General features: G+C 66.8%; 26 protein-coding genes and 2 pseudogenes. 15 read left to right on the plus strand and 13 right to left on the minus strand.

What is annotated here, in order from left to right; all coding sequences use genetic code 11:
- The 8 genes and pseudogenes from ACCC97_RS21370 to ACCC97_RS21405 all read right to left on the minus strand — a co-directional run.
- Nucleotides 1–290 (minus strand): annotated as a pseudogene (locus ACCC97_RS21370) (peptidoglycan-binding protein); the annotation flags it as partial.
- 115 nt (nt 291–405) lie between these two features.
- Nucleotides 406–1368, minus strand: a complete 963-nt coding sequence (locus tag ACCC97_RS21375) for a ParB/RepB/Spo0J family partition protein (RefSeq protein WP_413313614.1) — start codon at nt 1366–1368, stop codon at nt 406–408.
- Nucleotides 1368–1913 (minus strand): RBBP9/YdeN family alpha/beta hydrolase, encoded by a 546-nt coding sequence (locus tag ACCC97_RS21380; RefSeq protein WP_413334903.1) that lies wholly within the window; start codon nt 1911–1913, stop codon nt 1368–1370. The genes ACCC97_RS21375 and ACCC97_RS21380 overlap by 1 nt, the downstream gene beginning before the upstream one ends.
- 42 nt (nt 1914–1955) lie before the next feature.
- The gene (locus tag ACCC97_RS21385; protein ID WP_007833577.1) at nt 1956–2876 is read right to left on the minus strand and encodes a ParA family protein; all 921 of its coding nucleotides are present in this window, start codon (nt 2874–2876) and stop codon (nt 1956–1958) included.
- Nucleotides 2877–2898: 22 nt separating this feature from the next.
- Entirely contained in the window at nt 2899–3513 is a 615-nt protein-coding gene (locus ACCC97_RS21390; RefSeq protein ID WP_007833586.1) for a LysE family transporter, read from the minus strand.
- 126 nt (nt 3514–3639) lie between these two features.
- Complete coding sequence (gene rsmG / locus ACCC97_RS21395; protein ID WP_007833587.1) at nt 3640–4293, minus strand: 16S rRNA (guanine(527)-N(7))-methyltransferase RsmG; 654 nt, start codon at nt 4291–4293, stop codon at nt 3640–3642.
- Complete coding sequence (gene mnmG / locus ACCC97_RS21400) at nt 4290–6251, minus strand: tRNA uridine-5-carboxymethylaminomethyl(34) synthesis enzyme MnmG (protein ID WP_413334905.1); 1962 nt, start codon at nt 6249–6251, stop codon at nt 4290–4292. Before mnmG ends, rsmG begins: the two co-directional genes overlap by 4 nt.
- A 175-nt stretch (nt 6252–6426) precedes the next feature.
- On the minus strand, nt 6427–6612 hold the full coding sequence (locus ACCC97_RS21405) for a DUF1328 family protein (RefSeq protein WP_007833591.1): 186 nt from the start codon (nt 6610–6612) through the stop codon (nt 6427–6429).
- A 182-nt stretch (nt 6613–6794) separates the two neighbouring features.
- Here ACCC97_RS21405 and gstA point away from each other — a divergent pair, with 182 nt between their 5' ends.
- The 6 genes and pseudogenes from gstA (at nt 6795) to ACCC97_RS21435 (ending at nt 12422) form a co-directional block, all read left to right on the plus strand.
- On the plus strand, nt 6795–7403 hold the full coding sequence (gene gstA / locus ACCC97_RS21410; RefSeq protein ID WP_007833593.1) for a glutathione transferase GstA: 609 nt from the start codon (nt 6795–6797) through the stop codon (nt 7401–7403).
- 154 nt (nt 7404–7557) lie between these two features.
- The gene (locus ACCC97_RS21415) at nt 7558–8157 is read left to right on the plus strand and encodes an enoyl-CoA hydratase-related protein (RefSeq protein ID WP_413334907.1); all 600 of its coding nucleotides are present in this window, start codon (nt 7558–7560) and stop codon (nt 8155–8157) included.
- A gap of 46 nt (nt 8158–8203) precedes the next feature.
- Nucleotides 8204–9833 (plus strand): annotated as a pseudogene (locus ACCC97_RS21420) (acyclic terpene utilization AtuA family protein); the annotation flags it as partial.
- A gap of 85 nt (nt 9834–9918) precedes the next feature.
- The gene (locus ACCC97_RS21425) at nt 9919–11022 is read left to right on the plus strand and encodes an alkene reductase (RefSeq protein ID WP_413334909.1); all 1104 of its coding nucleotides are present in this window, start codon (nt 9919–9921) and stop codon (nt 11020–11022) included.
- An 80-nt stretch (nt 11023–11102) separates the two neighbouring features.
- A complete protein-coding gene (locus tag ACCC97_RS21430) occupies nt 11103–11588 on the plus strand; it encodes a RidA family protein (RefSeq protein WP_413334911.1) in 486 nt (161 codons plus the stop codon).
- A gap of 84 nt (nt 11589–11672) precedes the next feature.
- On the plus strand, nt 11673–12422 hold the full coding sequence (locus ACCC97_RS21435) for a VOC family protein (protein WP_413334913.1): 750 nt from the start codon (nt 11673–11675) through the stop codon (nt 12420–12422).
- Nucleotides 12423–12434: 12 nt separating this feature from the next.
- Here the strand turns inward: ACCC97_RS21435 and ACCC97_RS21440 are convergent, their stop codons facing one another.
- Together ACCC97_RS21440 and ACCC97_RS21445 are read right to left on the minus strand one after the other, a co-directional pair.
- Entirely contained in the window at nt 12435–13829 is a 1395-nt protein-coding gene (locus ACCC97_RS21440) for a sensor histidine kinase (RefSeq protein WP_007833603.1), read from the minus strand.
- A gap of 7 nt (nt 13830–13836) precedes the next feature.
- Nucleotides 13837–14526 (minus strand): response regulator transcription factor, encoded by a 690-nt coding sequence (locus ACCC97_RS21445; RefSeq protein ID WP_007833605.1) that lies wholly within the window; start codon nt 14524–14526, stop codon nt 13837–13839.
- 138 nt (nt 14527–14664) lie between these two features.
- Here ACCC97_RS21445 and ACCC97_RS21450 point away from each other — a divergent pair, with 138 nt between their 5' ends.
- Genes ACCC97_RS21450 through ACCC97_RS21470 form a run of 5 tightly spaced genes read left to right on the plus strand, consistent with a single transcriptional unit; the run spans nt 14665 to nt 18836 of the window.
- Nucleotides 14665–15525, plus strand: coding sequence for an alpha/beta hydrolase (locus ACCC97_RS21450; protein ID WP_007833607.1), 861 nt, complete (start codon nt 14665–14667; stop codon nt 15523–15525).
- Between the two features lie 34 nt (nt 15526–15559).
- Entirely contained in the window at nt 15560–15850 is a 291-nt protein-coding gene (locus ACCC97_RS21455; protein WP_007833609.1) for an acyl carrier protein, read from the plus strand.
- Complete coding sequence (locus ACCC97_RS21460; RefSeq protein ID WP_007833611.1) at nt 15847–17130, plus strand: beta-ketoacyl-[acyl-carrier-protein] synthase family protein; 1284 nt, start codon at nt 15847–15849, stop codon at nt 17128–17130. The genes ACCC97_RS21455 and ACCC97_RS21460 overlap by 4 nt, the downstream gene beginning before the upstream one ends.
- Nucleotides 17131–17165: 35 nt before the next feature.
- The gene (locus ACCC97_RS21465) at nt 17166–18296 is read left to right on the plus strand and encodes a sterol desaturase family protein (RefSeq protein ID WP_413334916.1); all 1131 of its coding nucleotides are present in this window, start codon (nt 17166–17168) and stop codon (nt 18294–18296) included.
- A 57-nt stretch (nt 18297–18353) separates the two neighbouring features.
- Nucleotides 18354–18836, plus strand: coding sequence for a GNAT family N-acetyltransferase (locus ACCC97_RS21470; protein WP_007833618.1), 483 nt, complete (start codon nt 18354–18356; stop codon nt 18834–18836).
- Nucleotides 18837–18846: 10 nt separating this feature from the next.
- Here ACCC97_RS21470 and ACCC97_RS21475 read toward each other — a convergent pair whose 3' ends face one another.
- A complete protein-coding gene (locus ACCC97_RS21475; RefSeq protein WP_413334918.1) occupies nt 18847–21057 on the minus strand; it encodes a heavy metal translocating P-type ATPase in 2211 nt (736 codons plus the stop codon).
- 157 nt (nt 21058–21214) lie between these two features.
- Between ACCC97_RS21475 and ACCC97_RS21480 the strand changes: the two genes are divergently transcribed.
- The gene (locus ACCC97_RS21480; RefSeq protein ID WP_007833622.1) at nt 21215–21409 is read left to right on the plus strand and encodes a heavy-metal-associated domain-containing protein; all 195 of its coding nucleotides are present in this window, start codon (nt 21215–21217) and stop codon (nt 21407–21409) included.
- On the plus strand, nt 21406–21810 hold the full coding sequence (cueR, locus tag ACCC97_RS21485) for a Cu(I)-responsive transcriptional regulator (RefSeq protein WP_007833624.1): 405 nt from the start codon (nt 21406–21408) through the stop codon (nt 21808–21810). The genes ACCC97_RS21480 and cueR overlap by 4 nt, the downstream gene beginning before the upstream one ends.
- Before the next feature lies 1 nt (nt 21811).
- On the opposite strand, the gene ACCC97_RS21490 is transcribed toward cueR, so the two are convergent.
- Complete coding sequence (locus ACCC97_RS21490; protein WP_413334920.1) at nt 21812–22750, minus strand: YcjF family protein; 939 nt, start codon at nt 22748–22750, stop codon at nt 21812–21814.
- Between the two features lie 566 nt (nt 22751–23316).
- On the opposite strand from ACCC97_RS21490, the gene creB reads away from it, so the two are divergent.
- Together creB and creC are read left to right on the plus strand one after the other, a co-directional pair.
- Nucleotides 23317–24111 (plus strand): two-component system response regulator CreB, encoded by a 795-nt coding sequence (creB, locus tag ACCC97_RS21495; protein WP_007833628.1) that lies wholly within the window; start codon nt 23317–23319, stop codon nt 24109–24111.
- Nucleotides 24108–25547, plus strand: a complete 1440-nt coding sequence (gene creC, locus ACCC97_RS21500; protein ID WP_413334922.1) for a two-component system sensor histidine kinase CreC — start codon at nt 24108–24110, stop codon at nt 25545–25547. The genes creB and creC overlap by 4 nt, the downstream gene beginning before the upstream one ends.
- Here the strand turns inward: creC and ACCC97_RS21505 are convergent.
- Nucleotides 25541–26158: a hypothetical protein gene (locus ACCC97_RS21505; protein WP_413334924.1), complete on the minus strand. Its 618-nt coding sequence runs from the start codon at nt 26156–26158 to the stop codon at nt 25541–25543. The genes creC and ACCC97_RS21505 overlap by 7 nt on opposite strands.
- Between the last annotated feature and the right edge of the window lie 15 nt (nt 26159–26173).

Genomic DNA, 26173 nt, shown 5'->3' on the forward strand with positions numbered 1-26173 from the left:
GATTGCTGCACCAGCAGGCGCAGCAGGTTGGCCGTGGGCGGCAGGCGGTATTCGCCGGTAAGGATGGTGTACCAGCCCGCGCTCTGGTTTTCGATCAGCGAAACCGTGCCGAGCGGCGATTCGCAGCGCTCGAGCTGGCTGCTTTCGCCGGCGGTGGCGCTGCCTGCGGCGCTGCCGGTGGCCATGGTCTTGGCCGACTGGCTGCCCATCTGCATGTCGGTCGCCGCGCAACCGGTGAGGAGAAGTGCGCCGACGGTGATGGCCGCGAGCGGGAACTTGGTGAACAGCATGGTGGACTCCCTCCGTTTATTCAAGAAATCTGGGGTTGGAAAAACAGCGGTCGAGGATACGCGCAAAGGATTGCAGGAATCAATCAAACGAACGCCAGCCCCTCGGTTCACAACACTAGGCCGTTCGGCGGATGCGTTCGATCAATCCGTTGAGGGCCTCGATGGAGCCGAAGTGGATGGCGAGCTCGCCGCTTTCCTCGACACGGCCGCCGCGCTTGCTGCGCTTCTTGATGCGCACCTCGACCTCGGCGGTGAGCAGGTCGGCCAGTTCTTCTTCCACCCGCTGCAGGTCGCGCGACTTCTCGCCGTCGTTGCTGCGCCGCGATGGCGTGAGCGTGAACTCGGCCGCGAGCTTCTTCACCAGCGACTCGGCCTCGCGCACCGACATCTTCTTGGCGGCGATCTGGTTGGCCGCCGTGATCTGCGTGCCGCGATCGAGCGACAGCAGTGCGCGGGCGTGGCCCATGTCGATGTCGCCGGCCATCAGCATCTGCTGTGCGGGTTCGGCCAGGTTCAGCAGGCGCAGCAGGTTGCTGGCCGCGCTGCGCGAGCGGCCCACCGCCTGCGCCGCTTGCTCGTGAGTGAGCCCAAACTCGCTCACAAGGCGTTGCAGGCCTTGGGCTTCTTCGAGTGGGTTGAGGTCTTCGCGCTGGATGTTTTCGATCAGCGACATCGCCGCCGCGGCCTCGTTGGGCACGTCGCGCACCAGCACCGGCACGCTGTCGAGGCCCGCGAGCCTGGCGGCGCGAAAACGGCGCTCGCCCGCAATGATTTCGTATTCCGCGTTCTTGGTGGCAGCCGATTCGGCATCGAGCCGGCGCACCAGGATCGGCTGCATGATGCCCTGCACCTTGATGCTCTCTGCCAGCTCGTAGAGCGCGCCTTCGTCCATGCGCGTGCGCGGCTGGTAGACGCCAGCAACCATCTGCTCGAGCATCAGCGTGTTCGGGTTCCTTGGCGCGCCGCCCTCTTCCGGGCCCACGTTGCCGTTCAATCCGTTGTCGACGGAAGGCGCGGCCGTCGGGCCGAGCAGCGCCTCGAGGCCGCGGCCCAGGCCCTTGGGTTTCTTGGTCGCCATCAGTTCTTTTCTTTCGAGATTTCGTTCAGGAGCTTTCGGCCTTCAGGCCAGTCGCCGAGGCCGGATTCAGCATTCAGGTGGCCGCCCGGGCCGGCATCGATGAAGCGCACCCCCCAATCCCTGGCGAGCTGCTGCGAGCGCGGGGCTTCGCAGTACGGGTCGTCGTTGGCGGCGATCATCACCGCCGGAAACGGCAGCGGCTTGCGCACGATCGGTGCCCAGCCTGGAATCAGCTGGCGCAGGTCATCGCGCTCCACATCGCCAGGCGCCACCAGCAGCGCACCGCGCACCTTGTGCGTGTTGCGCGAATGCGCGGCCCAGGCCGCGACGAGGATGCAGCCGAGGCTGTGCGCCGCAAGAACCACCGGGCCGGGCGAGGCCAGCACCTCTTCTTCGAGCCGCGCAGACCAGTCGCCGCGCAGCGGTCGCATCCAATCGTGCTGCTCGACACGGCGATCACCGTGGACCGACTCCCACAGGGTTTGCCAATGGCCGGGGCCGCTGTTCTGCCAACCTGGCAGCAGCAGGATGCGAGGATCTGTCATTTGCTACTAACTCGATAGCGCATTGCCAGCCGGTGGCATGCGTCAGGCGTTGTTTTCACTGGTGGAATCGGATGCAGGCGCGACAGCAGGCGCCATCACGTCGTCGGGAATGGGCAGGTCCGGCGCAATGCGCGTGACCGGTGCGATCGGCGGCGCCACCGCGCCCGAGGCAAACGCGCTTGCGGGCGGCATCTTGTCGATCAGCTCCTGGGCAAAGGCAATGAAGGCCTGGCTGCCGCGGGCGGCCGGATCGAACACCACGCCCGGCAGTCCGTAGCTTGGTGCCTCGGCCAGCCGCACATTGCGCGGAATCACCGTGTCGAACACCTTGTCGCCGAAGTGGGACTTGAGCTGCTCGCTCACTTGCTGCTGCAGCGTGATGCGCGGATCGAACATCACGCGCAGCAAGCCGATGATCTGCAGGTTCTTGTTGAGGTTGGCGTGCACCTGCTTGATGGTGTTGACCAGGTCGGTCAGCCCTTCGAGCGCGAAGTATTCGCACTGCATCGGCACGATCACGCCGTGGGCGGCGCACAGGCCGTTCAGCGTCAACAGACTCAGGCTCGGCGGGCAGTCGATCAGCACGAAGTCGTACTCGGCACCGACGGCGGCCAGCGCGGTGCGCAGGCGCTTCTCTCGGCGATCGAGTGCCACCATCTCGACTTCCGCGCCGGCCAGTTCGCGGTTGGCGCCCAGCACGTCGTAGCCGCAACCACCCTCCACCAGCTTGTCCGCCTTGACGCGGGCCTCGGACACCGAGGCCGATTCGAGCAGCACGTCGTACACCGTCAGCTCCAGCTGGCGCTTGTCGATGCCCGAACCCATGGTGGCATTGCCCTGCGGGTCGAGGTCGATCATCAGCACGCGCTGGCCGACTTTGGCGAGGCCGGCGGCCAGATTGACGGTGGTGGTGGTCTTGCCGACGCCGCCCTTTTGGTTGGCGATGCAGAAAATCTTGGCCATGTGAGTACCGGGGATCGATCGATCAGCGCGAGATTGCGAGCTTGACGCCGAAGGCGATCAGGAAACTGCCGGCAAGCTTTTCGAGCACAGTGGAAATGCGGGGATTCGCGCGGATGCGCTCGGCCAGGAAATGCGTGAGCAGCGTGGAGGTCAGGCCGTACAGGAAGGTCAGCGCGGCGATGGTCACCGCCATTGCGCCGAAGGTGATCAGGCCCTGGTGCCGGGCCGGGTCCACGAACAGCGGGAAGAAGGCCATGTAGAACACGATCGCCTTTGGGTTCAGCAGCGTGATGGTGAACGCCTGGCGCATGAAATGGCTGGGCTTGATATTGAGGATGGGTGCCGAACCGGGCTTGGCCAGCAGCATCTTGATGCCCATCCAGGCCAGATAGGCAGCACCCAGCCACTGCACAGCCTTGAAGGCGGCCGGGTAAGCCGCCATCACGGCCGACACGCCAGCCACCGCCGCCCACAGCAGAAACTGGTCGCCGATGATGACGCCGGCCGTCGCAGCCAGGCCGCCTCGGATGCCGCCCTTGCTGGTCGAGGTGATCAGCGCCAGATTGCCCGGACCGGGAATCAGAAGAAACAGGACGATGGCGGCGACGAATGCGCCGTAGTCAGCAATGCCGAACATGGGTTTTGCCTCGAAAAAGCGAGTCGGAAGAGAGACCGAAGGGAGGCATCGAGTCTAAGCGAGCACGCCGTCACAGAGACTGTCCCGACACCGGCTTTTACCGGTGCCGCCACATCTTTTGCGTATTCAGTCGCTGATTTGGGCGAGGTCCTTGCGCGCCCAAACGATGCAACGCTCGGCATCCAGGCCCGGAACCGTCAGTTGTTCCACGTGAAACACTTTGACGCCCTTGGGCAAGATTGCAAGTTCATCGTTAGGCACCTTGCCCTTCATGGCCAACCAAACGCCGCCGGGCGCGAGGAGATTCATCGAACCGTTGAAGAAGTCTGGCAACGATGCGAAGGCGCGCGAGCTGATGACCTCGTAGCTGCCAGCCAGGGATTCGACTCGGGCGTGCAGTCCGCGAAGGTTCGGCAGTTCCAGTTCGGCTGCCACTTGCTGGACAAAGGCCGCCTTCTTGGCGACCGCATCGAGGCAGCTCACCTCGAGGTCGGGCCGCATGATGGCGATCACCACGCCGGGCAAACCACCGCCGGAGCCGACATCGAGCAACTTGCCCTTACCTGCCCACTCGCGTTGCAGCGGTGCGATGGCCGCGAGACTGTCGAGCAGGTGATGTGTGAGTACGCTGGCCGGATCGCGCAAGGCCGTGAGGTTGTAAACCTTGTTCCACTTAAGCATCAGCGTGCCGTAAGCCAAGAGGCGTTCGCCCTGGCTGTCGGACAGGGCGACTCCCATCGCAGCCGCGCCTGCGCGCAGCGTATCGATCGGTGCCGTCATTCCGCGGACTGCGGCTCGGTGGCTGCTTCCGTGGTGGCGGTGTCGCTGGCAAAGGCCTTGTGGCCACCCTTGCGCAGATGAATCATCAGCAAAGAAATGGCGGCTGGCGTCACACCGGAGATACGTGAGGCCAAACCCAAGGTCTCGGGACGGTGCTTGTCCAGCTTCTGCCGCACCTCGAAACTCAGCGCCTTGACCTGGCCGTAGTCGAAGTCGGCGGGAAGCTTGAGGTTTTCGAAGTGCGCCGCGCGCTCCACCTCGTCGTGCTGGCGTTCGATGTAGCCTGAGTATTTGGCCGAAATCTCGATCTGCTCGATCTCCGTTTCGCTCAGCGCCACCTGCGCGTTGTACTTGCCGCCGTCCAGCGACATCAGCGTTTCGTAGCTCACGTCGGGCCGGCGCAGCAGGTCGGCCAGGTTGTATTCATGGTCGATGGCCTTGCCCAGCACCCGCTCCGACTCGGCGGCCGGCAGGTTGCGCGGGTTCACCCAGATCGACTTGAGACGCTCTGTTTCACGTGAAACAGCATCACGCTTGCGGCTGAAAGCGTCCCACCGTGCGTCGTCGACCAAGCCAAGCTTGCGCCCTGCTTCGGTCAAGCGCATATCGGCGTTGTCCTCGCGCAGCTGCAGACGGAACTCGGCGCGGCTCGTGAACATGCGGTAAGGCTCGGTCACACCCTTGGTGATCAGGTCATCGACCAGCACGCCCAGGTAGGCCTCGTCGCGACGCGGCAGCCAGGCGTCTTCGCCACGGCACTGCAGCGCCGCGTTGATGCCGGCGAACAGGCCCTGGGCCGCGGCTTCTTCGTACCCGGTCGTACCGTTGATCTGCCCGGCAAAGAACAGGCCCTTGACCGAGCGGGTCTCGAAGCTGCTCTTGAGTTCGCGCGGATCGAAGTAGTCGTACTCGATGGCGTAACCAGGCCGAAGGATGTGCGCGTTCTCCAGACCCGGCATCGAGCGCACCAGCTGGTACTGGATGTCGAACGGCAGGCTGGTCGAGATCCCGTTCGGGTAGTACTCGTTGGTCGTCAGGCCTTCGGGCTCCAGGAAGATCTGGTGGCTTTCCTTGTCCGCAAAGCGGTTGATCTTGTCTTCCACACTGGGACAGTAGCGCGGACCCACGCCGTCGATCTTGCCCGTGAACATGGGGCTGCGGTCGAAACCCGAGCGGATGATCTCGTGCGTGCGCGCGTTGGTGTGGGTGATCCAGCAGGGCATTTGCCGCGGGTGCATGTCAGTGCGGCCCATGAAGCTGAACACCGGCATCGGCCCCGCCCCACCAGGCATGCCGTCGCCCGGTTGTTCGGTGCACTTCGAAAAATCGATGCTGCGGCCGTCGAGCCGCGGCGGCGTGCCGGTCTTCAGGCGGCCCTGCGGCAACTTCAGCTCCTTGAGCCGCGCCGACAGGCTGATCGCCGGCGGATCGCCCGCCCGGCCAGCCTGGTAGTTATCGAGGCCGACGTGGATACGGCCATCGAGAAAAGTGCCCGCGGTCAGCACCACCGTGCGCGCGCGAAAGGCAATGCCCACTTGCGTGACGGCGCCGACCACGCGATCGCCCTCCACCATCAGGTCGTCGACTGCCTGCTGGAACAGGCTCAGGTTCGGCTGGTTTTCCAGGCGGTGGCGGATCGCTGCCTTGTACAGGATCCGGTCGGCCTGCGCACGGGTGGCGCGCACGGCCGGGCCCTTGCTCGAGTTGAGAATACGGAACTGGATACCGGCTTCGTCGGTCGCAATTGCCATCGCGCCGCCGAGCGCATCGACCTCCTTCACGAGGTGGCCCTTGCCGATGCCGCCTATCGACGGGTTGCAGCTCATCTGCCCCAGCGTCTCGATGTTGTGGGAGAGCAGCAGTGTCTTGGCGCCCATGCGCGCGGCAGCGAGCGCGGCTTCGGTGCCGGCATGGCCGCCGCCAACGACGATCACGTCGAATTCTTCGGGATACAGCATTTGAAATGGGAGCGCACAACTGACGCGTGCGCGGCGCAAAAGGGGGCGCCAATTTTAATCGTCCAGGCCCGTTTGCGCCCGCTGTGTGGACAAGCTAGGGGCGCCTGCCCAGTTGCGCCCCAACGCCCGTTGTCATTGAACAGATTGCTATGTACTTTATAGCAATCGGGCGGCATCAATCGAGCGTCTTCTTCACCGCGCCAATGCCAAGCGCGGCCAGCACGATGAACAGAACCGCCAGTACCAGGAACAAGCCGAACAGCAACTTCGCAATGCCGGCAGCACCCGCTGCCACGCCACCAAAGCCCAGCAACGCGGCCACAAGGGAGATGACCGCAAAAATGATCGCGTACTTCAACATTCGGAAACTCCTTCCGGCAGCCTCATGCCACCGTGCCGCGGAGCTTAGAAGAGCGGTCGACACGCTCGATGGTCACCGCGCGCGAGCCGCCGTAGGACAAGAACGCGAGGTTGCCAAACCCGCTAGCATCCGCTGCGGTCTCCCACAAAATCAACCTCCGTCATCCATTGGAGTTTTTTCGAATGAAGCTGTATTACTCGCCAGGCGCCTGCTCGCTCTCCCCTCACATCGCGCTGCACGAGGCAGGCCTCGCCTTCGAGCCGGTGCTGGCCAGCACCAAGAGCCACAAGCTGCAGGACGGCACCGACTACTACGGCATCAATCCGCTGGGCTACGTGCCGATGCTCGAACTCGACGACGGCGCCCGCCTGCGCGAAGGCCCGGCCATCCTCCAGTACATCGCCGACCTCGCCCCCACCAAGAACCTCGCGCCAGCCGCCGGCACCATGCAACGCTACCGCCTGCAGGAGTGGCTGACCTTCATCGGCACCGAAGTGCACAAGGGCTTCAGCCCCCTGTTCAACCCGGGCATGCCCGAAGAAGCCAAGGGCATCTTCAAGGACAAGCTCAAGTCGCGCTTCCAATGGCTCGACGGCGAACTGGCCAGCAAGCAGTTCCTGATGGGCGATCATTTCAGCGTGGCCGACGGCTACCTGTTCAGCGTCACCAACTGGACCAAGCCGACCGGCGTCGACATCTCTGACTTTCCCAACCTGCTGGCCTGGCACGCACGCGTGGGTGCCCGGCCCGCCGTACAGGAAGCGATGAAGGCCGAAGGCCTCCTGAAGTAAGCCGAAGCACGCGAAAGCGTGCAGAAGCAGCGAAGCGAGCTGGTCTCCTCCTAGGGAAAACCCGCATCGCTTCAGCCACAAGCCGCACGAAGCGGCTTTTTTTATGGCGCACGCTACGGGAAGGCTTCAGAAGACCGAAGAAGGAATCTCCACCATGCCCGAGAAGACCCCTCCCGAACTGCGCGAAGAGATGCGAGGGCCCGTCATGTGGCTCACCATCGACCGGGAAGAGCGCCGAAATGCGATCAACGGCGCGGTGGTCGCGCGGCTGTCGGACGCTCTTGCCCGCGTCAACGGCGCCTGCATGGCGGGCGGCATGGGGATCATGGCGATGTGCGACATGGCGGTGGCCAGCAGCCACGCCGTGTTCGGCCTGCCCGAGGTGAAGGTCGGCCTCTTTCCTGCGCAGGTGCTCAGCGTGCTGGGCGGCCTGCTGCCGCGCCGGGTGCTGGCCGAGATGTGCATCACCGGAGAACCCATCACCGCCGCGCAGGCGCTCGAACTGCGGCTCGTGAACCGCGTGAGCGACGACGTCGACGAAAGCGTCGACTGGCTGCTCGGCCGCATGCTCGACAAGTCGCCCGCCGCCATCCGGCGCGGCCTCTACACGATGAAGAAGATCGAGGCGATGGCCTTCGAGGAATCGATGGCCTTCACCGAAAGCCAGATCGGCCTGTTCGCACTCACCGAAGATGCGGCCGAGGGACAACTCGCCTTCCGCGAGAAGCGCAAGCCGCAATGGAGCGGCCGATGAACAGCGGCAACGAACGCACCGTCCGCATCGGCGGCGCCTCCGAGCTGGGCTATGCACCGACTTCGTCTCCGCCGCGATGAAGGCCGTGTTGAAGGACGTCGTGAAGCATCCGCGTGGTGAGCAACGCCGGCGGCGTGAACCCGCAGGGCTGCGCCGATGCGCTCGCGGCGCTGGCCGCCGAACAGGGCATCGCGCTGAAGATCGCTGTGGTGAGCGGCGACGACGTGTCCCCGCTGCTGCCGCAGCTGCGCCAGTCGCAGCCGCCCGTGCGCGAGCTGCAGAGCGGCGCCGCCTTGCCCGAACGCGTGCTCACCGCCAACGCCTATCTGGGCGCACGGCCGATCCAGGCCGCGCTCGATGCGGGCGCGCAGGTCGTCATCACCGGGCGTTGCGTCGACTCGGCCGTCACGCTCGGCGTGCTCATGCACGAATTCAATTGGCAGCCGGGCGACTTCGACCTGCTCGCGGCCGGCAGCCTCGCGGGCCACATCATCGAATGCGGCTGCCAGGCCACCGGCGGCCTGCACACCGACTGGGACACCGTGCCCGATTGGCCCAATATCGGCTACCCCATCGTCGAATGCAGCGCCGACGGCAGCTTCGTCGTCACCAAGCCCGCTGACACCGGCGGCAAGCTCACGCCCGCGGTGGTGGGTGAGCAGATGCTCTACGAGATCGGCGATCCCGCGGCCTACCTGCTGCCCGACGTGGCGGCCGACTTCACGCAGGTGCGCATCGAGCAGGCCGGCGAACACCGCGTGCGCGTGCACGGCGCGCGCGGGCGTGCGCCGACCGCGAGCTACAAGGTCTGCGCCACTTATGTCGACGGCTTCAAGGCCGCGGCGCAGCTCACCATCGTCGGCTTCGATGCGGTGGCCAAGGCCAGGCGCACGGGCGAGGCGATCCTCGCGCGCACGGGTGCGCTGTTCTCGCAGCAGGGCTTCGGCCCCTACAGCGGCGCACTGCTCGAAGTACTCGGCGCGGAGTCATGCTACGGCCCGCACGCGCGGGCCCTGCAGACGCGCGAAGCTGTGCTGCGGCTCGCGGTGACGCATTCGCGCAAGGAAGCCCTGGAACTGTTCGCGCGCGAGGTCGCGCCGGCCGGCACCTCGTGGGCGCCCGGCACCACCGGCGCGGGCGGCGGGCGCGCCTCGGTCTCCCCATCGATCCGGCAGTACGCATTCCTGCTCGACAAGTCGCAGCTCGCGGCTCGCGTCGGCATCGACGGCGTGTGCATCGACGTGCCCCGCGCCACAGCGCCTGCGCCGCACGCCGGGTCCGTTTCACAGCCTGCCAGAGCCACGGAAACGCATGAAGCACCCGTGCCCGCGGACGCCGTCGAAGTGACGCTGCTGCGCCTCGCATGGGCGCGCAGCGGCGACAAGGGCGACACCTCGAACGTCGGCGTCATCGCACGCCACCCCGCCCTGCTGCCGCTGCTGCGCGAACAGCTCACCGAGGTGCGCGTGGCCGAATGGCTCGCACACCTCGTCAAGGGCCGCGTCACGCGCTACGAGGTGCCGGGCATCGATGCCTTCAACTTCGTCTGCGAACAGGCGCTGGGCGGCGGCGGCATGGCCTCGCTGCGCAACGACCCGCTCGGCAAGGGCATGGCTCAGATCCTGCTCGCCATGCCGCTGCGCGTGAGCCCGGCACTGCTGGCGCTGCTTCTCTAGCACCATTCGGGACAACCGTGCGACAGCAGGGTTGAGGCCGGGCGCTTAGCCTTGCGCCTGTTCCAACTCTGCCATTGATCGCACGATGTCCAACCTCTTCGACCCCATCCAGGCCGGCGACCTGAAGCTCGCCAACCGCATCGTCATGGCGCCGCTCACGCGCAACCGCTCGCCGAATGCGATCCCGCCCGACCTCGCCGCCACCTACTACGCCCAGCGCGCCAGCGCCGGCCTGCTCATCACCGAAGCCACCGCCATCAGCCACCAGGGCCAGGGCTACGCCGACGTGCCCGGCCTCTACGGCACGGAACAGCTCGACGGCTGGAAGCGCGTGACCGACGCCGTGCACGCCAAGGGCGGCAAGATCGTGGTGCAGCTGTGGCACGTGGGCCGCGTCTCGCACAGCGAACTGCAACCCGGTGGCGGCAAGCCCGTCGCCCCCTCGGCCATCACCGCCAGGACCAAGACCGTGCTCATCAAGGACGGCGTGCCGACCTTCGTAGAGACCTCCGAACCGCGCGCGCTGGATGCGGGCGAGCTGCCCGGCATCGTGCACGCCTATGCGGTGGCTGCACGCAGCGCGGTCGAGACCGCCGGCTTCGACGGCGTGGAACTTCACGGTGCCAACGGCTACCTGCTCGACCAGTTCCTGAAGGACGGCAGCAACAAGCGCACCGACGACTACGGCGGCAGCATCGAGAACCGCGCCCGCCTGCTGCTCGAATCCGCGCGCGCCGTGGTCGACGCCGTCGGCGGCGGCAAGACCGGCATCCGCCTGTCGCCCGTGACGCCTGCCAACGACGCGCACGACAGCAACCCGCAGCCGCTGTTCACCTACGTGGTGAAGCAGCTCGCCACGCTCGACCTGGCCTACATCCACATCATCGAAGGCGCCACCGGCGGCCCGCGCGAAATCGAAGACCGCCCCTTCGACTACGAGGCCCTCAAGGCCGCATACCGCCAAGCCGGCGGCAAGGGCGCATGGATGGTCAACAACGGCTATGACCGACCGCTGGCCGAGGAAGCGCTGAAGGAAGGCGATGACCTCGTGGCCTTCGGCAAGCCCTTCATCTCGAACCCCGACCTCGTGCGCCGCCTGCGCGAAAACGCGCCGCTCAACGAGCTCGACAAGGCCACCATGTACGGCGGCGGCGCGAAGGGCTATACGGACTATCCGGCACTGGCCTGAGCCACATCGCGCCAAGAGGCCATGGCAAGATGCGGCGGACCCATCCATCCGCCGTCACCCGCCGACAGGAGAGAAATGCCATGGCCCTCATTGCGCAACGACTGGCCTCGCTCGGCCTCGTGCTGCCGCCGCCCGCGATCCCGCCGGCCGGCGTCATCCTCCCCTTCCAGTTCGTGCGCATCGTCGGCCGCCGCGCGTTGATCTCCGACCACGGCCCGCTCAACGCCGATGGCACCATCGCCGCGCCGCTCGGCAAGCTGGGCCGCGAACTGAACGTCGAGCAGGGCTACGCAGCCGCGCGCCTCACGGCACTTGCGATGCTCGGCAGCCTGCAGCGCGCCCTCGGCGACCTCGACCGCATCACCGCGTGGACGCGCGTGTTCGGCATGGTCGCGAGCGCACCCGGCTTCGACAGGCAGCCCGCCGTCATCAACGGCTTCTCCGACCTGATCCTCGAATTGTTCGGCCCCGACATCGGCGCGCATGCCCGCAGTGCGGTGGGCATGGCGGAGCTGCCGTTCAACATCCCGGTCGAGATCGAGGGCGAGGTGGAAATCGGCGCATGAGCACCGCCGACGAAGGCTTTCTGGTCGACGTGATCGCCGCACAGCCCGCGTGTTCCTGCGCAAGCCTTTGAATTGATCCTTCCGATGCAACTCGACCGCATTCACCACGCCGCCATCATCTGCGCCGACTACGTGGTGTCGAAGCACTTCTACACCGAGGTGCTCGGCCTGCGCGTGGTCGCCGAAAACCATCGCGCCGCGCGCGACTCGTACAAGCTCGACCTCGCCCTGCCCGACGGCTCGCAGATCGAACTCTTTTCCTTTCCCGGTGCGCCCGCGCGCCCCACGCGGCCCGAAGCGCAAGGGCTGCGCCACCTGTCGTTCGAAGTGCACGACGTGCAGGCCGCCGCCGATGAACTCGCATCGCAAGGCATCGCGGTCGAGCCGCTGCGCATCGACGAATACACGGGCCGCCGCTTCACCTTCTTCGCCGATCCCGACGGTCTTCCGCTCGAACTCTACGAGGCCGCGCCGGCCGGGAACCTCGAGGCGCTGCTGTTCGAACTCGAAGGCGCACTGCATCTTCGCGAGGTGCGCGCGAGCGCCGCGAAACTCGAAGAACTGCTCGACGACGACTTCCACGAACTTGGCGTCTCCGGCACGGTCTGGACGCGGGATGCCATCATCGATGCGCTGCGTGGCGAGGCCTTTTCGGCACGCACGATGTCGGACTTTCGCGTGCTGCGCATGGCGCCCGACGTGGCACTGGTCACCTACCGCGCGCACCGCCAAGCCATTGCGCAGCGACCTGCAGCTGACTCGCTGCGCAGCTCTCTGTGGAAGCGCCGGCATGGCCGCTGGCGCATGGCGTTCCACCAGGGCACGCCGCTCTAGCTTGCCGGCGCTTCAGCCCGCTTCGCCGAATGCCACGCTGACGCGCAAGCCAGTGGGCTCCGCCGCTTCGAGCCTCAGCTCGGCGCCCAGCAGCTCGGCATAGCGCGCCACGATCGACAGCCCCAGTCCCGAGCCCTGCCCCAGCTTCTCGCCGGCCGGACCCTGCGCCCAGCGCTGCATCAGGTCGCGCTGCGCCTCCAGCGGAATGCCCGGCCCGTCGTCGATCACACTCAGCGTGTGGCCCGCGAGCTCGACCGTGATGGTGCGCCCGCCATAGCGCAACGCGTTGTCGATCAGGTTGTCGAGAATGCCTTCGACCAGCGCCTCGTTGGCCTGCACGACCACGCCGTCGTCGAGGCCCCGCGCGCCCAGGTCGACACCACGCGCGTCGGCGCGCGCAAGGTGCCGCAGCACCGTCTGCTCGGCCAGCACGTCGAGCCGCACCGGCACGCGCTTGAGCTCGGTGCGCGCCTCCTCGGCCAGCGCCAGCGCCAGCAGCTGGTCGATCAGGTGGCTGGCGCGCGCCTGCCGTTCCGAGACGCGCTCCAGCTGCTCGCGCCACACATTGGTGTCGTGCTGCGCCAGCCCGTACTCGGCCAGCGCGCGGATGCCCGCCAGCGGCGTGCGCAGTTCGTGCGCCACGTTGCCCACGAACTCGCGCTGCGCCTGCACGCTGTGGCCGAGCCGCTCGAACAGCGAGTTGACCGCGTTGCCCAGGCGCTGGATCTCGCGCGAGGTCTGCGCCACCGCCACCGGCGACAGGTCGCGCACGTCGCGCCGGTCGAGCGCGCGCTGCAGGTCGCCGAGCGGCCGCAGGTCGCTGCGGATGCCGTACCAGAGCCAGATGGCCAGCAGGATGAGCAGCACGATCTGCGGCGCCAGCGCGTAGCCCAGCAACTGCCGCACCAGTGCAGTCCGGCTCAGCGTGGTCTGCGCGATCACCACGCGGTACGGCATGCTGATGTCGGGCTCGGCGTCGTGCTCGAGCACCACGGCGCGCAGCACGCTGCCCTCGTAGTCGATGTCGGCGAAGCGGTAGCGCGCCCCGTCCGCCGGCAACGGCGCCTGCAGGCCCGGCTGCCCGGAGATCAGCGTGCCGTCGAGCCGCTGGACCGCGAAGTACACCTTGTCGACCTGGTCGAAGAGCACGGTGGCTACCTCGCGCGGCGTCAGCAGCAGCTCGATGCCGCGTTCGCCCGCCTGCACGTTGGCCGACAGCGCATAGGCGTCGTCGAGCATGCCGCGGTCGAAGGCCTGCTCGGAAAAATAGTTGGCGATGACCAGCGCGATGACCGCACCGACCATCCACGTGAGCGCCAGCGGCACCAGCACGTTGCGCAGCACGCGCCGCGTGAGCGATGGCGCACGAACGGCCGCGGGCTGCGGTTCTGTCGTCTGCTCGGTCACGCGCGGATCACACCTCGGCTTCGAGCAGGTAGCCGATGCCGCGCAGCGTGCGGATGCTCGCGCCCGAGCCCTGCAGCTTCTTGCGCAGGCGCGAGATGAAGGCCTCGAGCGCGTTGTCGCCCAGCGATTCGTCGAAGCTCGAGAGCTTGTCGGACAGCGCCCGCTTGCTCACGGTGCGGCCCGGCGGACTCATGAGTTCCCACAGCACCTCGAACTCGCGTGCCGGCAGGTCGAGCGGACCACTCGCGGTCGAGAAGCGGCGCGCCTTGCGGTCGAGCTTCAGCTGGCCCAGCAGCACGAGGTCTTCGGTACCCTTTGCGCGGCGCACCAGCGCACGCAGGCGCGCTTCGACCTCGGCCAGGTCGAAGGGCTTGCCGAGGTAGTCGTCGGCACCCGCGTCGAGGCCCGCGATGCGTTCTTCGGTACGCCCGCGCGCCGTGAGCACCAGCACCGGCGTGCGGTCGCCCCGCGCGCGCGCCTGCCGCAGCGCGTTGAGGCCGCTCGCGAGGCCGCTGGTCGGGCTTGCGGTGGCCGGCAGGTTGAGGTCGAGCAGCACGGCATCGAAGGGCTGCACACGCCACAGGTGGTCGGCGTCCTCGACGTTGGTCGAAACGTCGACGCGATGGCCGGCATCCGCGAGGCTGCGCACCATCACGTCGCGCAAAACGGCGTCGTCTTCGACAAGCAGAATTCGCATGGTGTTTGAATGGTTGGGGGGTAATCTGCCTCGCGAACGACGGGTCAGCGGCCGGTCAGTCGCTCCAAGCGATAAACGCCGCATGAGCATACGACAGCACGATGAAACACGGGCCATTTTCATGGCTGGCACCACACGATGAGTGCGCGTGAACCCTCCGATCTGTTGAGCCTTGTGCCTCCGCAAGTGCAGCGCACCGCCGTGGTCCTGCTGCATGGTTTATGCAGCACGCCTGACGAGCTGCTGACCGTGCAGTCCGCACTGCGCAGCCGCGGCTACCCGGTGCACCCGCTGTCGATCGAGGGTTATTCGTTCGATGCCGCTGCGCCGCTGCAGCGCGCCGCGCCGTACGAACGCTGGCTCGACGCCATCCAGGCCCATGTGAAGGCGCTGCGCACGCAGCACGACCGCGTGATGCTGGTCGGCATTTCCGCCGGCGCCTCGCTCGCGCTCGGCGCGGCCATCCGCTGCGGCAGCGACGTCGATGCGCTGGTGCTCATGTCGACCACGCTGCGCTTCGACGGCTGGGCCATCCCGCGCACGCAATTCCTGCTGCCGCTGGCCTTCTACACGCCGCTCGGCCGGTTCTGGCAATACCGCGAGCGCCCGCCCTACGGCGTGAAGAACGAGCGCGTGCGCGCCTGGATCGAGCGCGAGCTGCGCCATCGCAAGGTTTCGCGCGCCGGAAGTTCCGTCATCGGCGTGGGACATCTGCGCGAGCACGACCGGCTCATACGCCACGTGCGACGCAACCTCAACGGCGTGCAATGCGGCAACGTGCTCGCGCTGCATGCCCAGCAGGACGAGGTGGCCAGCGTGGCCAACCTCGACATCCTCGCGCGCGGCCTGCGCTGCCGCGACTTCCGCACCGTCGTGGTCGCCAACAGCTACCACATGATCACGATAGACAACGACCGCCAGCAGGTGGTACGCGAAACGGTATCGTTCGCCGATGCCGTGGCGCATGGCACGACGCCAGAGCATCCGCTGTACGCCTGACCTCGTTCGACACGCCTGAAAGGAAAGCATCTCCATGTCTTCTTCCGCCTCCCCCACCTTCAACAGCATCGCGGCGATCCTCGAGACCGACTTCCGCATCGAGCGCTCGGCCATCTCGCCGGCCACCGCGCTGTCGGACCTCGGCCTCGACTCGCTCGCGCTGATGGAGTTCGTCTTCGCCGTCGAGGACGCCTTCCACCTGCGCATTCCCGAAGACCGCCTCGACCCGCGCGAAACCGGCATCACGCTGGAACGCCTGTGCGACGTGATCGACGCCGAGAGCGCCCCCGTGGCCGCCGTTCAGCCCGCCGAAGCGGCCGCATGAGCAGCGGCGCCGCCCACGCCGTGCTCGCCGCTTCGGCCACACGCGCCGCCTCGGCGCCGGTGCGCGTGAGCGGCATCGGTTTCGTCACGCCCATCGGCCGCACCATCGAGGCCTTCGACGAGGCGTTGTTCGCGGGCCGCTCGGCTGTGCGTGCACAAACGCTGGAGATCGAGGGCATGGACCCGATGGCGCTCGCCGTCGCCGCCTGCGACTTCGATTCGAATGGCATGCGCAGCACCTCCCGCCTGCCGCTGGACCGCGGCACCGCCATGGCCCTGGCTGCGGCGCAGGACGCGGCGCTGGAAGCAAAGATCGACCTCGACACCATCGACCGCGACCGCCTCGGCATCTTCTGGGGCAGCGGCCTCGCCGGCGCCGGCACCTTCGACAACACCACCAGCGCGCTCTACGGCGAACAGCGCCGCATGCGTCCGACCACCGTGCTCACCGTGATGCCCAACGCCGCCGTGGCCGAGCTCGCGCTGCACTTCGGCGCGCGCGGTTCGGCCATTGCCTACGCCTGTGCCTGCGCCTCCTCGGCCGTGGCCGTCGGCGAGGCGATGCGCGCCATCCGCGGCGGCTGGATCGACGTGGCCATCGTCGGCGGCCACGACGCCATGCTCACGCCCGGCGTGATGGCCAGCTGGAACGCAATGCGCGTGATGGCGCCGCCGCCGGCCGATGCGCCCTCCTCGGCTTGCCGTCCGTTCTCGGGCGACCGCGCGGGCTTCGCCATCGGTGAAGGCGCGGCCGCGCTGGTGCTCGAATCCGAAGCGCATGCGGCCGCACGCGGCGCCGAAGCCGCGCCCTTCGTGCTCGCGGGCTACGCCACCAACTGCGACGGCACGCACATCACCAACCCCGACACCGCGGGCCAGGTGCGCGTGATGCGCGCTGCGCTGCGCGACGCGGGCATCGAGGCCTCGGACGTCGGCCACATCAACGCACACGGCACGGCCACCTCGGCCGGCGATGCAGCCGAGGCCGCATCGATCCGCGAAGTGTTCGGCAGGGCCACGCCGGTCAGCGCGACCAAGGCGATCCACGGCCACGTGCTCGGCGGCGGCGGTGCCATCGAACTCATCGCCGCGCTGCGCGCACTGGCGCGCGAGGCACTGCCGCCCATCGCCAACCTGCAGACGCCCGACGCCGCATTCGACCTCGATTTCGTGCAGGGCGAGGCGCGCGAGGCCAAGGGCATCCGCTATGCGCTGTCCAACTCCTTCGCCTTCGGCGGCACCAACGCCGTCATCGTGGCCGGCCGCGCGTGCGAACGCTGAAGATTCGCTGAACGCTCTCTGAAAAAACGAACGCGGTGCACCGGCTGGTCGTTTTCGTCGTGCCTGTGTTCGCGCTGCTCATGGCCTGCGAGTTCGCCTGGGGCTGGCTCCAGCGGCGCAACACCTACCGCTTCAGCGACACGCTCGGCAGCCTGAGCCAGGGGCTGTTGAGCCAGGCATTTGCGGTGTGCACGCAGCTGTTCCAGATCGGGCTCTACGCCATGGTCTATCCGCTGGTCGCGATCTGGACCCGGCCCGGCTTCTGGGACAGCGCCGCAGGCTGGATCGCCGCCGTGCTGCTGTTCGACTTCTTCGACTACTGGCTGCATCGCGCGGGCCACGAGTCGGCCGTGTTCTGGGCCGCGCACTCGGTGCACCACCAGAGCCAGCATTTCAATTTTTCCACCGCGCTGCGCCAGGAAAGCACCGTGGTCTTCCTGGGCTGGTCCTTCTACCTGCCGATGGCGGTGGTGGGCGTGCCGCCCGAGCAGTTCGGGCTGGCGGGACTCATCGTGCTGGTCTACCAGTTCTGGATCCACACCGAGCACATCGGCAAGCTCGGCTGGTTCGACCGCGTGTTCTCGTCGCCCTCGAACCATCGCGTGCACCACGCGGTGAACGACGGCTATTTGGACCGCAACTACGGCGGCATGCTCGTGGTGTGGGACCGGATGTTCGGCACCTTCGCCGAGGAAACCGAACGCTGCGTCTACGGCACGCGCAAGGCGCTCGCGAGCTTCGACCCGATGCGCGCGATCCTCGGCCCCTATGTGCCGCTGCTGCGCGACGCATGGCATACGAAGCGCTGGCGGGACAAGATCGCCGTGTGGTTCAAGCCCCCGGGCTGGCGGCCGGCCGATGTCACGGCGCGGTTTCCGGAAGCGCCTTTTTCGCTGGAGGAAGCCATGCACATCCACGCCCCCGCGCTGACGCGCCCGCAGGTCGCGTCGGCCGCCCTCCACTTCGCATGCTGGGTCGGCGTGACGCTGGCCTTTCTCTGGCGCGCCGACGACCTCGCGTTCCACACCGGGCTGACGCTGCTCGTGCTGGCGGTCGGCGGCTTCTGGTCCATCGGCGCGGTGCTCGATTCGCAGCTTCGGCTGCGCTGGGCCTGGTGCGCGCAGGCGGTGCTGCTGGCGATGTCTGCGGTGCTGCTCTTCACCTGATCGACATCCGCTCGCCCCCGCTATGCTCGGCGCCTTCATCGTTGCAAGGCACCCATCATGCGCAGGCTGGCCACACATGAAGACATCGACACGGTCTTCGCCCTCTACATGCACGAGAAGGTCGTGCCCTTCCTGGGCTACGACCCGATGCCGATCGAGGACTTCCGCGCCATCTACCAGGAACTGCTCGACGGCCGCAACTTCTACGTCTACGAGCGCGAGGGGCGCATCGCCGGTTTCTACCGGGCCACGCGCTACCCGGGCCGGGTGCGGCACGTGGCCTGCCTGGGCACGCTCGCGGTCGATCCCGCATTTCACGGCCAGGGCGTCGCGCTCGCCATGGTGAGCGAAGCCATCGACGCACTGAAGGCCATCGGCATCAGGCGCATCGAACTCTTCGTCGAAAGCGACAACGCACCTGCGATGCGCTTCTACGAAAAACTCGGCTTCGAACGCGAAGGCACCTTGCGCAAGTTCTACAAGCGCGCCGGCGATGCGCGGGCCATCGACGATCACGTCATGGGGCTGCTGATCGACTGAGCGGCAAGCCTCAGGCCCTCCAGCGCCGCAGCAGTAGCGCATTGGCCATCACGCTCACGCTCGACAACGCCATGGCAGCACCGGCCACCACCGGGCTCAACAGGCCGAAGGCCGCAAGCGGGATGCCGGCCACGTTGTAGGCGAAGGCCCAGAACAGGTTCTGCCGGATCTTCGCGACCGTGCGGCCCGAAAGCTCGAAGGCCTGCGCCACCAGCGCGAGGTCGCCGCGCATCAGCGTGATGCCGGCTGCTTCCATCGCCACGTCGGTGCCGCCGCCCGAAGGCGCCATCGCGATGCCCACGTCGGCCGCTGCCAGCGCGGGCGCGTCGTTGGCGCCGTCGCCGACCATCGCTACGACGTGTCCGTTCTTCCTCAGCGCACCGACCTGCGCCGCCTTGTCGGCGGGCAGCACGTCGGCACGCACGTCTTCGGCCGCGATGCCGAGCCGTGCGGCCATGGCCTGGGCCGCGCGCAGGTTGTCGCCCGAGATCATCACCACGCGCAGGCCACGCGCATGCAGCGTGCGGATGGCTTCGGCGGCTTGCGGCTTGGGCTCGTCGGCGAAAGCGAGCAATGCCTGTAGATGCGCGGCGCCCGCCTCATCGAAGCGCAGCAATGCAGACACGGTGGCACCTTGCGCCTGCAGGCCGTCGACATCGGCGGCTTCGGGCATCGCGTCGAGTTCGCGGCACCAGCGCAGGCTGGCGATGGCCCAGGTGACGCCATCGACATCGCCGCGCACACCCCGGCCCGGCATCGCCTGCATCGCGCTCAATGCGCGCGGCTGCAGGTTGCGCTGCGCTGCGGCGGCCAGCACGGCCTTGGCCAGCGGATGCTCGCTGCCGCTTTGCAGGCTGGCGGCAGTTGCCAGCAGTTGGTCTTCGGTTGCCCGAATACCCGCCGCCGGTACCAGCGCAGTCAACACCGGCCGGCCCACCGTCAACGTGCCTGTCTTGTCGAACGCGACGGTATCGACGCGGTGCGCAATTTCCAATGCACGCGCATCCTTGATCAGAATGCCGTGCCGTGCCGCCACGCCCGTGCCTGCCATCACCGCGACCGGTGTCGCAAGGCCCAGCGCACATGGACAGGCAATGACGAGCACGGCCACGGCGTGGATCAATGCGGTCTCGATGCCTGCGCCCGCCATCATCCAGCCAGCGAACGTGACGAGCGCAATCACCAGCACCACCGGCACGAACACGGCCGCCACCTTGTCCACCAGCCGCTGGATCGGCGCCTTCGCAGCCTGTGCATCTTCGACCAGCCGGATGATGCGCGCGAGCACGCTCTCGGCGCCGACCGCGCTCACTTCGATGACCATGCGCCCGTCGCCATTGACGGCGCCGCCGGTCAACGCATCGCCCGGTCCCTTGGCCACCGGCAGCGGCTCGCCGGTGAGCATCGATTCATCGACTTCGGACTGCCCTTCGATCACCCGTGCGTCGGCCGGCACGCGCTCGCCGGGCCGCACCGCGAGGCGGTCGCCCACCATCACCTCGGCCAGCGGCACGTCGCTTTCCTTGCCGCGCGCGCCCACCAGGTGCGCCACTTCGGGCCGCAGCTGCTGCAACGCGCGGATCGCTGACGTGGCCTGGCGCTTGGCGCGCGCCTCCAGCCACTTGCCGAGCAGCACCAGCGTGATCACCACCGCCGAAGCCTCGAAGTACAGGTGCGGCATCTCGCCATGGCCCGCATGCTCGCCGGTCGCCCCGCGCCACCAGAGCCAGAGCGACAGGCCGAAGGCCGCGCTGGTGCCGAGAGCCACCAGCAGGTCCATGTTGCCGGTGCGCGCTTTCGCCGCATGCCAGCCAGCGCGATAGAAGCGTGCGCCCAGCCAGAACTGCACCGGTGTCGCGAGCAGCAGCTGCAACCATGGCGGCAGCATCCAGTCCTGCCCGAAAGGATCACCGAGCATGGGCGCCAGCAATGGGATCGACAGTGCCAGGCCCACAGCGACCGGGCCGAAACCGTGCCAGGGCGACAGCGCAGCGGCTTCGTCGGCCGCGGTGCTTGCCGCCCGCGGTTCGTAGCCGGCGGCGCGCACGGCGCGGCGCAGGCGAACGTCCATGCCTTCGTTGCCGCTCGTGACCACGCGGGCCGACTCGGTCGCGAGATTCACGCTCACGTCCTGCACGCCCGGCACATTCTTGAGCGCGCGCTCGACGCGCATCACGCACGAGGCGCAGGTCATGCCGCCGACCGAGAGGTCCAGCGTCATTGGAGGAGATTGCAGATTTTCCATGTCCCGAGGCTAAAGCCTCACACGATGGCAAGGTCAAGTGGCAGATCCAGTGTCCCTTTGCTGGACATTGACATCGTGAGAGGGTTCAAACTTGCGTCTCACATACTTCCATCACTTCCAAGGAGCCATCACGATGAGCCAGAAATTCCAGGTCACGGGCATGAGCTGCGGCCACTGCGTGAGCGCGGTGCAGAACGCGGTGCAAACGGTGGACCCCGAAGCACAGGTCACGGTCGACCTCGAGACCGGCCATGTCGACGTGCTGAGCGAACAGCCGCGCAAGGACATCGTCGCCGCGATCGAGAACGCGGGCTACGCCGTTCAATGAGCGCGGGCCACGTCGCCATCGGCGAAGCGGCGCAGCGCTCCGGCGTGTCGGCCCGCATGGTCCGCCACTACGAAGGGCTGGGCCTGCTGCCGGCGGTGGCGCGCACCGAAAGCGGCTATCGCCAATACGGCGATGCCGACATCCACACGCTGCGCTTCATCAAGCGCTCGCGCGACCTCGGGTTTTCAATGGAAGAAATCGCCGAACTCGTCGGGCTGTGGCACAACCGCCGACGCACGAGCGCCAGCGTGAAGCGCATCGCCGAGAAGCACCTCGGCGAACTTGAGCAGCGCATTGCGGACATGCAATCCATGCGCAACACGTTGGCCCACCTGGTGCACTGCTGCCACGGCGACGCCAGACCGGATTGCCCCATCCTCGATGACCTGAGCAAGGTCTAGATCAGGCGCCCCGCACCAGCGAAAGAACCTTGCCCACATCCAGCGTGCGGGCCTTTTCCTGGATCGCCGGCAGGTACTGCGTCTGCAGGCTCTGCCCTTCCTTCACCACGCCCGAGAACGCGTCCTTCAGCATCTGCGTCGAAAAGGTCCGGCCGCCGGCATAGTAGCGCTTGGCCACATGGCCCAGTGCATAGGTCGAGGCGAAGCTCATCCCCGAGCTCACGGCCTGGTTGCCCAGCCCGCGCAGCAAGCCACCGCCGGCCTTGCCGAGCAATCCGCCGAGGAGCTTGCGACCGGCCTGCTCCAGGTACTGCGAGGTCAGGCCCACGCCGACAGTCGCCAGGAAATCCTTCACGTGACCGCTGTCGAGCTGGTAGCCGTACGACTGGCCGATGCGGTAGACCAGCTTCATCTGCAACGGAATGATCGCCATGGTCGAGAGCGTCTCGGGCAGCAGTTCCAGCGCGCCGTTGAGGATGGCGGCATTGAGGATCGATTTGTCGAGCTCGGCGCTGTCCGGCGTACCGGGCGCCGCCACGGCACTGCCCCCAGCGGCCGTAGCCACCGGCACCGCCGCGATGTCTTCCGCGCGCTGCGAGAACGCGGCCGCCGAAGCATCCAGCCCCAGCGAAGTTCGCACGTCCGCCAGGAACATCCGCTCGGCCTCCGACTGCGTGCCGTCGGCATCGCACACGCACACCGCCATCTCGTAGGCCAGCTGCCTCGACTCGGTGCTTTTCAGCTCCCCGGCCACCGAAGCCAGCGACACGCGCTTCATCAGCACGTCCTGGTAGAGCGTCGGCAGGTTCAGGCCGTCGGCCTGCGACAGGCCCTCGGCAATCCGCTTGATCTCGGCGCGCTCGCGCTCGTGCTTCTCGCCGTCGACAAAGGCAGCCAGCAGCGACAGGGTAACTATCGACTTTGTTTCTGAAGGTGTCATTTGTACGAAATTTCGCAATATGAAGGATCCGGTTCGGTCGCCATGGCTGGCGAAGGTTCCGCCGCCGGTTCTCCCCACAAACCTTGGGCAACTCTGTGGATAACGTCGGCACTTCTGTGTAGTGGTTCGGCAAGTCATTGATTTACAAGGGAAATAAACAGTTTGCCCAAATTTTCAGCAATGGATTTCTCGCGCCGGAAACCGCCTTTCGCAGATTTTCCGGGGTGCGTCAAAGGACAACTCTGGGGACATTTTTTGAACAAGGCATCGGTTATCCACAGGCCGGAGCGGGTACCCCATGTTGTTCATATGCCGGGTACAAACCCGAAGCGCGGCTGCGCACAGTGACAGAGGTATGACAAGTGCTTGTCGCATAACGAAAAAAGCGGCATGTCCACAGAAGTGGGCGACCCTTATCTACTACTACTAATTTGAATAAGAAGAATAAGAAGATGGGAAAGGGGAAAGCTGCGCCCGAAAAAAAAGCCGCGAACGGCCGCGCCGGTCCACGGCGCCTCCGGTCCAAACCGGTCCTCCCGGCGCGTTCCCCTCGCTAACATTCGCGGATGAGCTTCAAACCCCGGATCCTGATCGCCGAAGACGAATCGGGCATCGCCGACACGTTGCAGTACGTCCTGAAAAGCGACGGATTCACGCCGGTGTGGTGTGCCACGGCTGAGGAAGCCATTGCCCAGTTCGCGCAGGAGGCGCCGGCCCTGGCCATCCTGGACATCGGGTTGCCCGATCTCAACGGTTTCGAGCTCTTCAAGCGCCTCCAGGCGCTGAACCAGGCCATGGGCGGCCCGGAGGTGCCGATGGTGTTCCTGACCGCCCGCAGCGACGAAATAGACCGCGTGGTGGGCCTCGAACTGGGCGCGGACGACTACATCGCCAAGCCGTTCTCGCCGCGCGAACTCGTCGCCCGCGTGCGGACCATCCTGCGGCGCAGCGCGAGAAACGGCGCAGGAGCCCCGGCAACAGCCGCGGTTGCAAACCATGGGGTGCCCCATCAAATTCCGGCCCAGACGCCTCCTGAGAGCCCTCAAGCACCCGCAATGCCCTTCTCGCTCGACCACGAGCGCATGCAGATCCGCTATTACGGCCGCGTGCTCGAGCTCTCGCGCTACGAATACGGCCTGCTGAGACTGCTGGTGCAGCGCCCGGGGCGCGTCTTCACGCGCGACGAACTGCTCGAACTGGTCTGGGACGATTCCAGCGACAGCTTCGACCGGACGGTCGACGCGCACATCAAGACCCTGCGCGCCAAGCTCAAGGCGATCGCGCCCGAAGTCGAGCCGATCCGCACGCTGCGCGGCACCGGCTACGCACTGAACGAAGAACTGCCGACCAAGGCGTCGTGACAAGACGCACGCGCATCTTCATCGGCATCCTGCTGATCTACACGGCGGGCATCGCCTTCCTCCTCTATCGCGTTGTTTCCGACATCGATCCGCGCTACCGCGAGTCGGCCGAGGAATCGCTGGTCGAGACCTCCCAGTTCATGGCAAGCCTGGTCGAGCAGGATGTGATTGCCGGGGCCATCAACACCGCACGGCTCGAGCCGCTGTTCCGCACCGTCTACGCGCGCGAGTTCTCGGCGCAGATCTACAACCTGCACAAGAGCCGCGTCGAGCTGCGCGTCTACGTCACCGACCGCAGCGGGCGCGTGATGTTCGATTCGCTCGGCAGGCATCTTGGCGCCGACTATTCGCAGTGGAGCGACGTGAGCCGCACGCTCGCCGGCCTGTACGGCGCACGCACTTCGCGCGACGTCGATGGCGATCCGCGCACTTCGGTCATGTACGTGGGCGCGCCCATTCGCTGGAACAACGAGATCGTCGGCATGGTCAGCGTCGGCAAGCCGGTGCAGAGCTTCGGCCAGTTCGTGGAAGACGCACGCATGCGCACCATCTGGGTCGGCGTCGGTTCGGCGCTCGCACTGCTGCTGCTCACGCTCATCGTTTCTGTGTGGCTGGTGCGCCCCTTCGGCCTGATCCGCGACTACTGGACCTGGGTGCGCGCACAGCGCAGCCTGAGCCTGGCGCGCATGGCGCGGCGCGCGGTCGACGGCGTGCGTACCGGCTTCAGCGAGATGCGCGACGCGCTGACCGGCCGCAACTACGTGGCCGACTACGTGCAGACCTTCACGCACGAGGTGAAGAGTCCGCTCTCCGCCATCCGCGGCGCGGCCGAGCTGCTGCAGGAGCCGTCGATGCCGCATGCCGAGCGCGAACGCTTCCTGAAGAATATCGAAGGCGAGACGCAACGCATCCAGGAAATCGTCGACCGCATGATGGAGCTCACTGCGCTCGAGACGCGGCGCACGCTGGACCGCACCGAGCCGGTGGCGCTGGCTTCGCTGATCGACGACATCGCCATCAGCGCGCAGCCAGCGGCTGCAAGGCGCAACATCAAGTTGCTCGTGAACATCCGCGACGAAGCCCGCACGGAAGGCGACCCGTTCCTGCTGCGCCGCGCGATCAGCAACCTGCTGGACAACGCCATCGATTTTTCACCGCGCGACAGCGAAGTGCTGCTCACGCTGGAAACCACGTCGAAGCTCGCCCGTGTGAGCGTGCGCGACCGCGGTCCGGGCATTCCGGAGTACGCGCAGGAAAAGGTCTTCGAGAAGTTCTATTCGCTCGCCAGGCCGCACAGCCAGAAGAAGAGCACGGGGCTGGGGCTGGCGTTCGTGAAGGAGATCGCGGCATTGCACCGCGGCCGCATCGAGCTCGGCAATGCGTCGCGCGGCGGGGCCGTGGCGACGCTCACGCTGCCGCTGTTGTCAAATCATTGAGCCGCGGGACGGCCGATCAGCGCGCTGTACGCACGGCGCGTCTCCGGGCTCACCGCCCCGAGCGCCTGCAGATATTGCGTCTGGTGCTGCGCGATCATGCGTGCCGACGCCACCGTCTTCGAGCGGCAGTACCAGTGGCAGGTGTGCTGCATCAGGAACAGCTCGGCCGACATGGTGAAGGCCTTCGACTTGGGCGTACGGCCGGCTTCGTTGCGCATGACGCCGGCGATGCCGCTCGCGTGGATCAGCAGGGCCTGCCGCATGTCGAAGGTCGCGGCCGGAAAGAAGTGGGTGAACATCGGAATGGCAACCGGCAGTTTGCTTACGCGCGTGACAGCTTCGGGCAAGCGCGAGAACTCGGCGGCGAAGCTGTCGAGCTGGGCGGAGAGCTTTTCCTCGGTGGCGTCCAGCAAGTGCCAGATCTGCTGGCGGCGCTCGGCGTCGTCTTCGCCGAGGCAGCGCATGTAGCCGGAGGTGAGGCTTTCCATCAGCTTCTCGATCTGGTGGCGGCCGAGGTGGCTGGCCAGCAGCGCGATGCGCAGGCGCTGTTCCCTGGACTTGAGGATGTAGAAGCCGGCGGCAAAAAGCGCCACCAGAGTAAGAATTTCCATGTATGCGTGGAGAAA

Source organism: Variovorax sp. Varisp85 (genome assembly GCF_047304045.1).
In the GTDB taxonomy this organism is placed as follows: Bacteria; Pseudomonadota; Gammaproteobacteria; order Burkholderiales; family Burkholderiaceae_C; genus Variovorax.

Coding starts and splice junctions, on each gene's coding strand:
- ACCC97_RS21380 (WP_413334903.1), bottom strand. CDS start 1,913: ATGACAGATCCTCGCATCCTGCTGCTGCCAGGTTGGCAGAACAGCGGC.
- ACCC97_RS21505 (WP_413334924.1), bottom strand. CDS start 26,158: ATGGAAATTCTTACTCTGGTGGCGCTTTTTGCCGCCGGCTTCTACATC.
- cueR (WP_007833624.1), top strand. CDS start 21,406: ATGAGCGCGGGCCACGTCGCCATCGGCGAAGCGGCGCAGCGCTCCGGC.
- ACCC97_RS21375 (WP_413313614.1), bottom strand. CDS start 1,368: ATGGCGACCAAGAAACCCAAGGGCCTGGGCCGCGGCCTCGAGGCGCTG.
- ACCC97_RS21450 (WP_007833607.1), top strand. CDS start 14,665: ATGAGTGCGCGTGAACCCTCCGATCTGTTGAGCCTTGTGCCTCCGCAA.
- ACCC97_RS21405 (WP_007833591.1), bottom strand. CDS start 6,612: ATGTTGAAGTACGCGATCATTTTTGCGGTCATCTCCCTTGTGGCCGCG.
- ACCC97_RS21475 (WP_413334918.1), bottom strand. CDS start 21,057: ATGACGCTGGACCTCTCGGTCGGCGGCATGACCTGCGCCTCGTGCGTG.
- rsmG (WP_007833587.1), bottom strand. CDS start 4,293: ATGACGGCACCGATCGATACGCTGCGCGCAGGCGCGGCTGCGATGGGA.
- ACCC97_RS21460 (WP_007833611.1), top strand. CDS start 15,847: ATGAGCAGCGGCGCCGCCCACGCCGTGCTCGCCGCTTCGGCCACACGC.
- ACCC97_RS21390 (WP_007833586.1), bottom strand. CDS start 3,513: ATGTTCGGCATTGCTGACTACGGCGCATTCGTCGCCGCCATCGTCCTG.
- ACCC97_RS21385 (WP_007833577.1), bottom strand. CDS start 2,876: ATGGCCAAGATTTTCTGCATCGCCAACCAAAAGGGCGGCGTCGGCAAG.
- ACCC97_RS21430 (WP_413334911.1), top strand. CDS start 11,103: ATGGCCCTCATTGCGCAACGACTGGCCTCGCTCGGCCTCGTGCTGCCG.
- ACCC97_RS21445 (WP_007833605.1), bottom strand. CDS start 14,526: ATGCGAATTCTGCTTGTCGAAGACGACGCCGTTTTGCGCGACGTGATG.
- creB (WP_007833628.1), top strand. CDS start 23,317: ATGAGCTTCAAACCCCGGATCCTGATCGCCGAAGACGAATCGGGCATC.
- ACCC97_RS21415 (WP_413334907.1), top strand. CDS start 7,558: ATGCCCGAGAAGACCCCTCCCGAACTGCGCGAAGAGATGCGAGGGCCC.
- ACCC97_RS21470 (WP_007833618.1), top strand. CDS start 18,354: ATGCGCAGGCTGGCCACACATGAAGACATCGACACGGTCTTCGCCCTC.
- ACCC97_RS21480 (WP_007833622.1), top strand. CDS start 21,215: ATGAGCCAGAAATTCCAGGTCACGGGCATGAGCTGCGGCCACTGCGTG.
- ACCC97_RS21455 (WP_007833609.1), top strand. CDS start 15,560: ATGTCTTCTTCCGCCTCCCCCACCTTCAACAGCATCGCGGCGATCCTC.
- ACCC97_RS21490 (WP_413334920.1), bottom strand. CDS start 22,750: ATGACACCTTCAGAAACAAAGTCGATAGTTACCCTGTCGCTGCTGGCT.
- ACCC97_RS21435 (WP_413334913.1), top strand. CDS start 11,673: ATGCAACTCGACCGCATTCACCACGCCGCCATCATCTGCGCCGACTAC.
- gstA (WP_007833593.1), top strand. CDS start 6,795: ATGAAGCTGTATTACTCGCCAGGCGCCTGCTCGCTCTCCCCTCACATC.
- mnmG (WP_413334905.1), bottom strand. CDS start 6,251: ATGCTGTATCCCGAAGAATTCGACGTGATCGTCGTTGGCGGCGGCCAT.
- ACCC97_RS21425 (WP_413334909.1), top strand. CDS start 9,919: ATGTCCAACCTCTTCGACCCCATCCAGGCCGGCGACCTGAAGCTCGCC.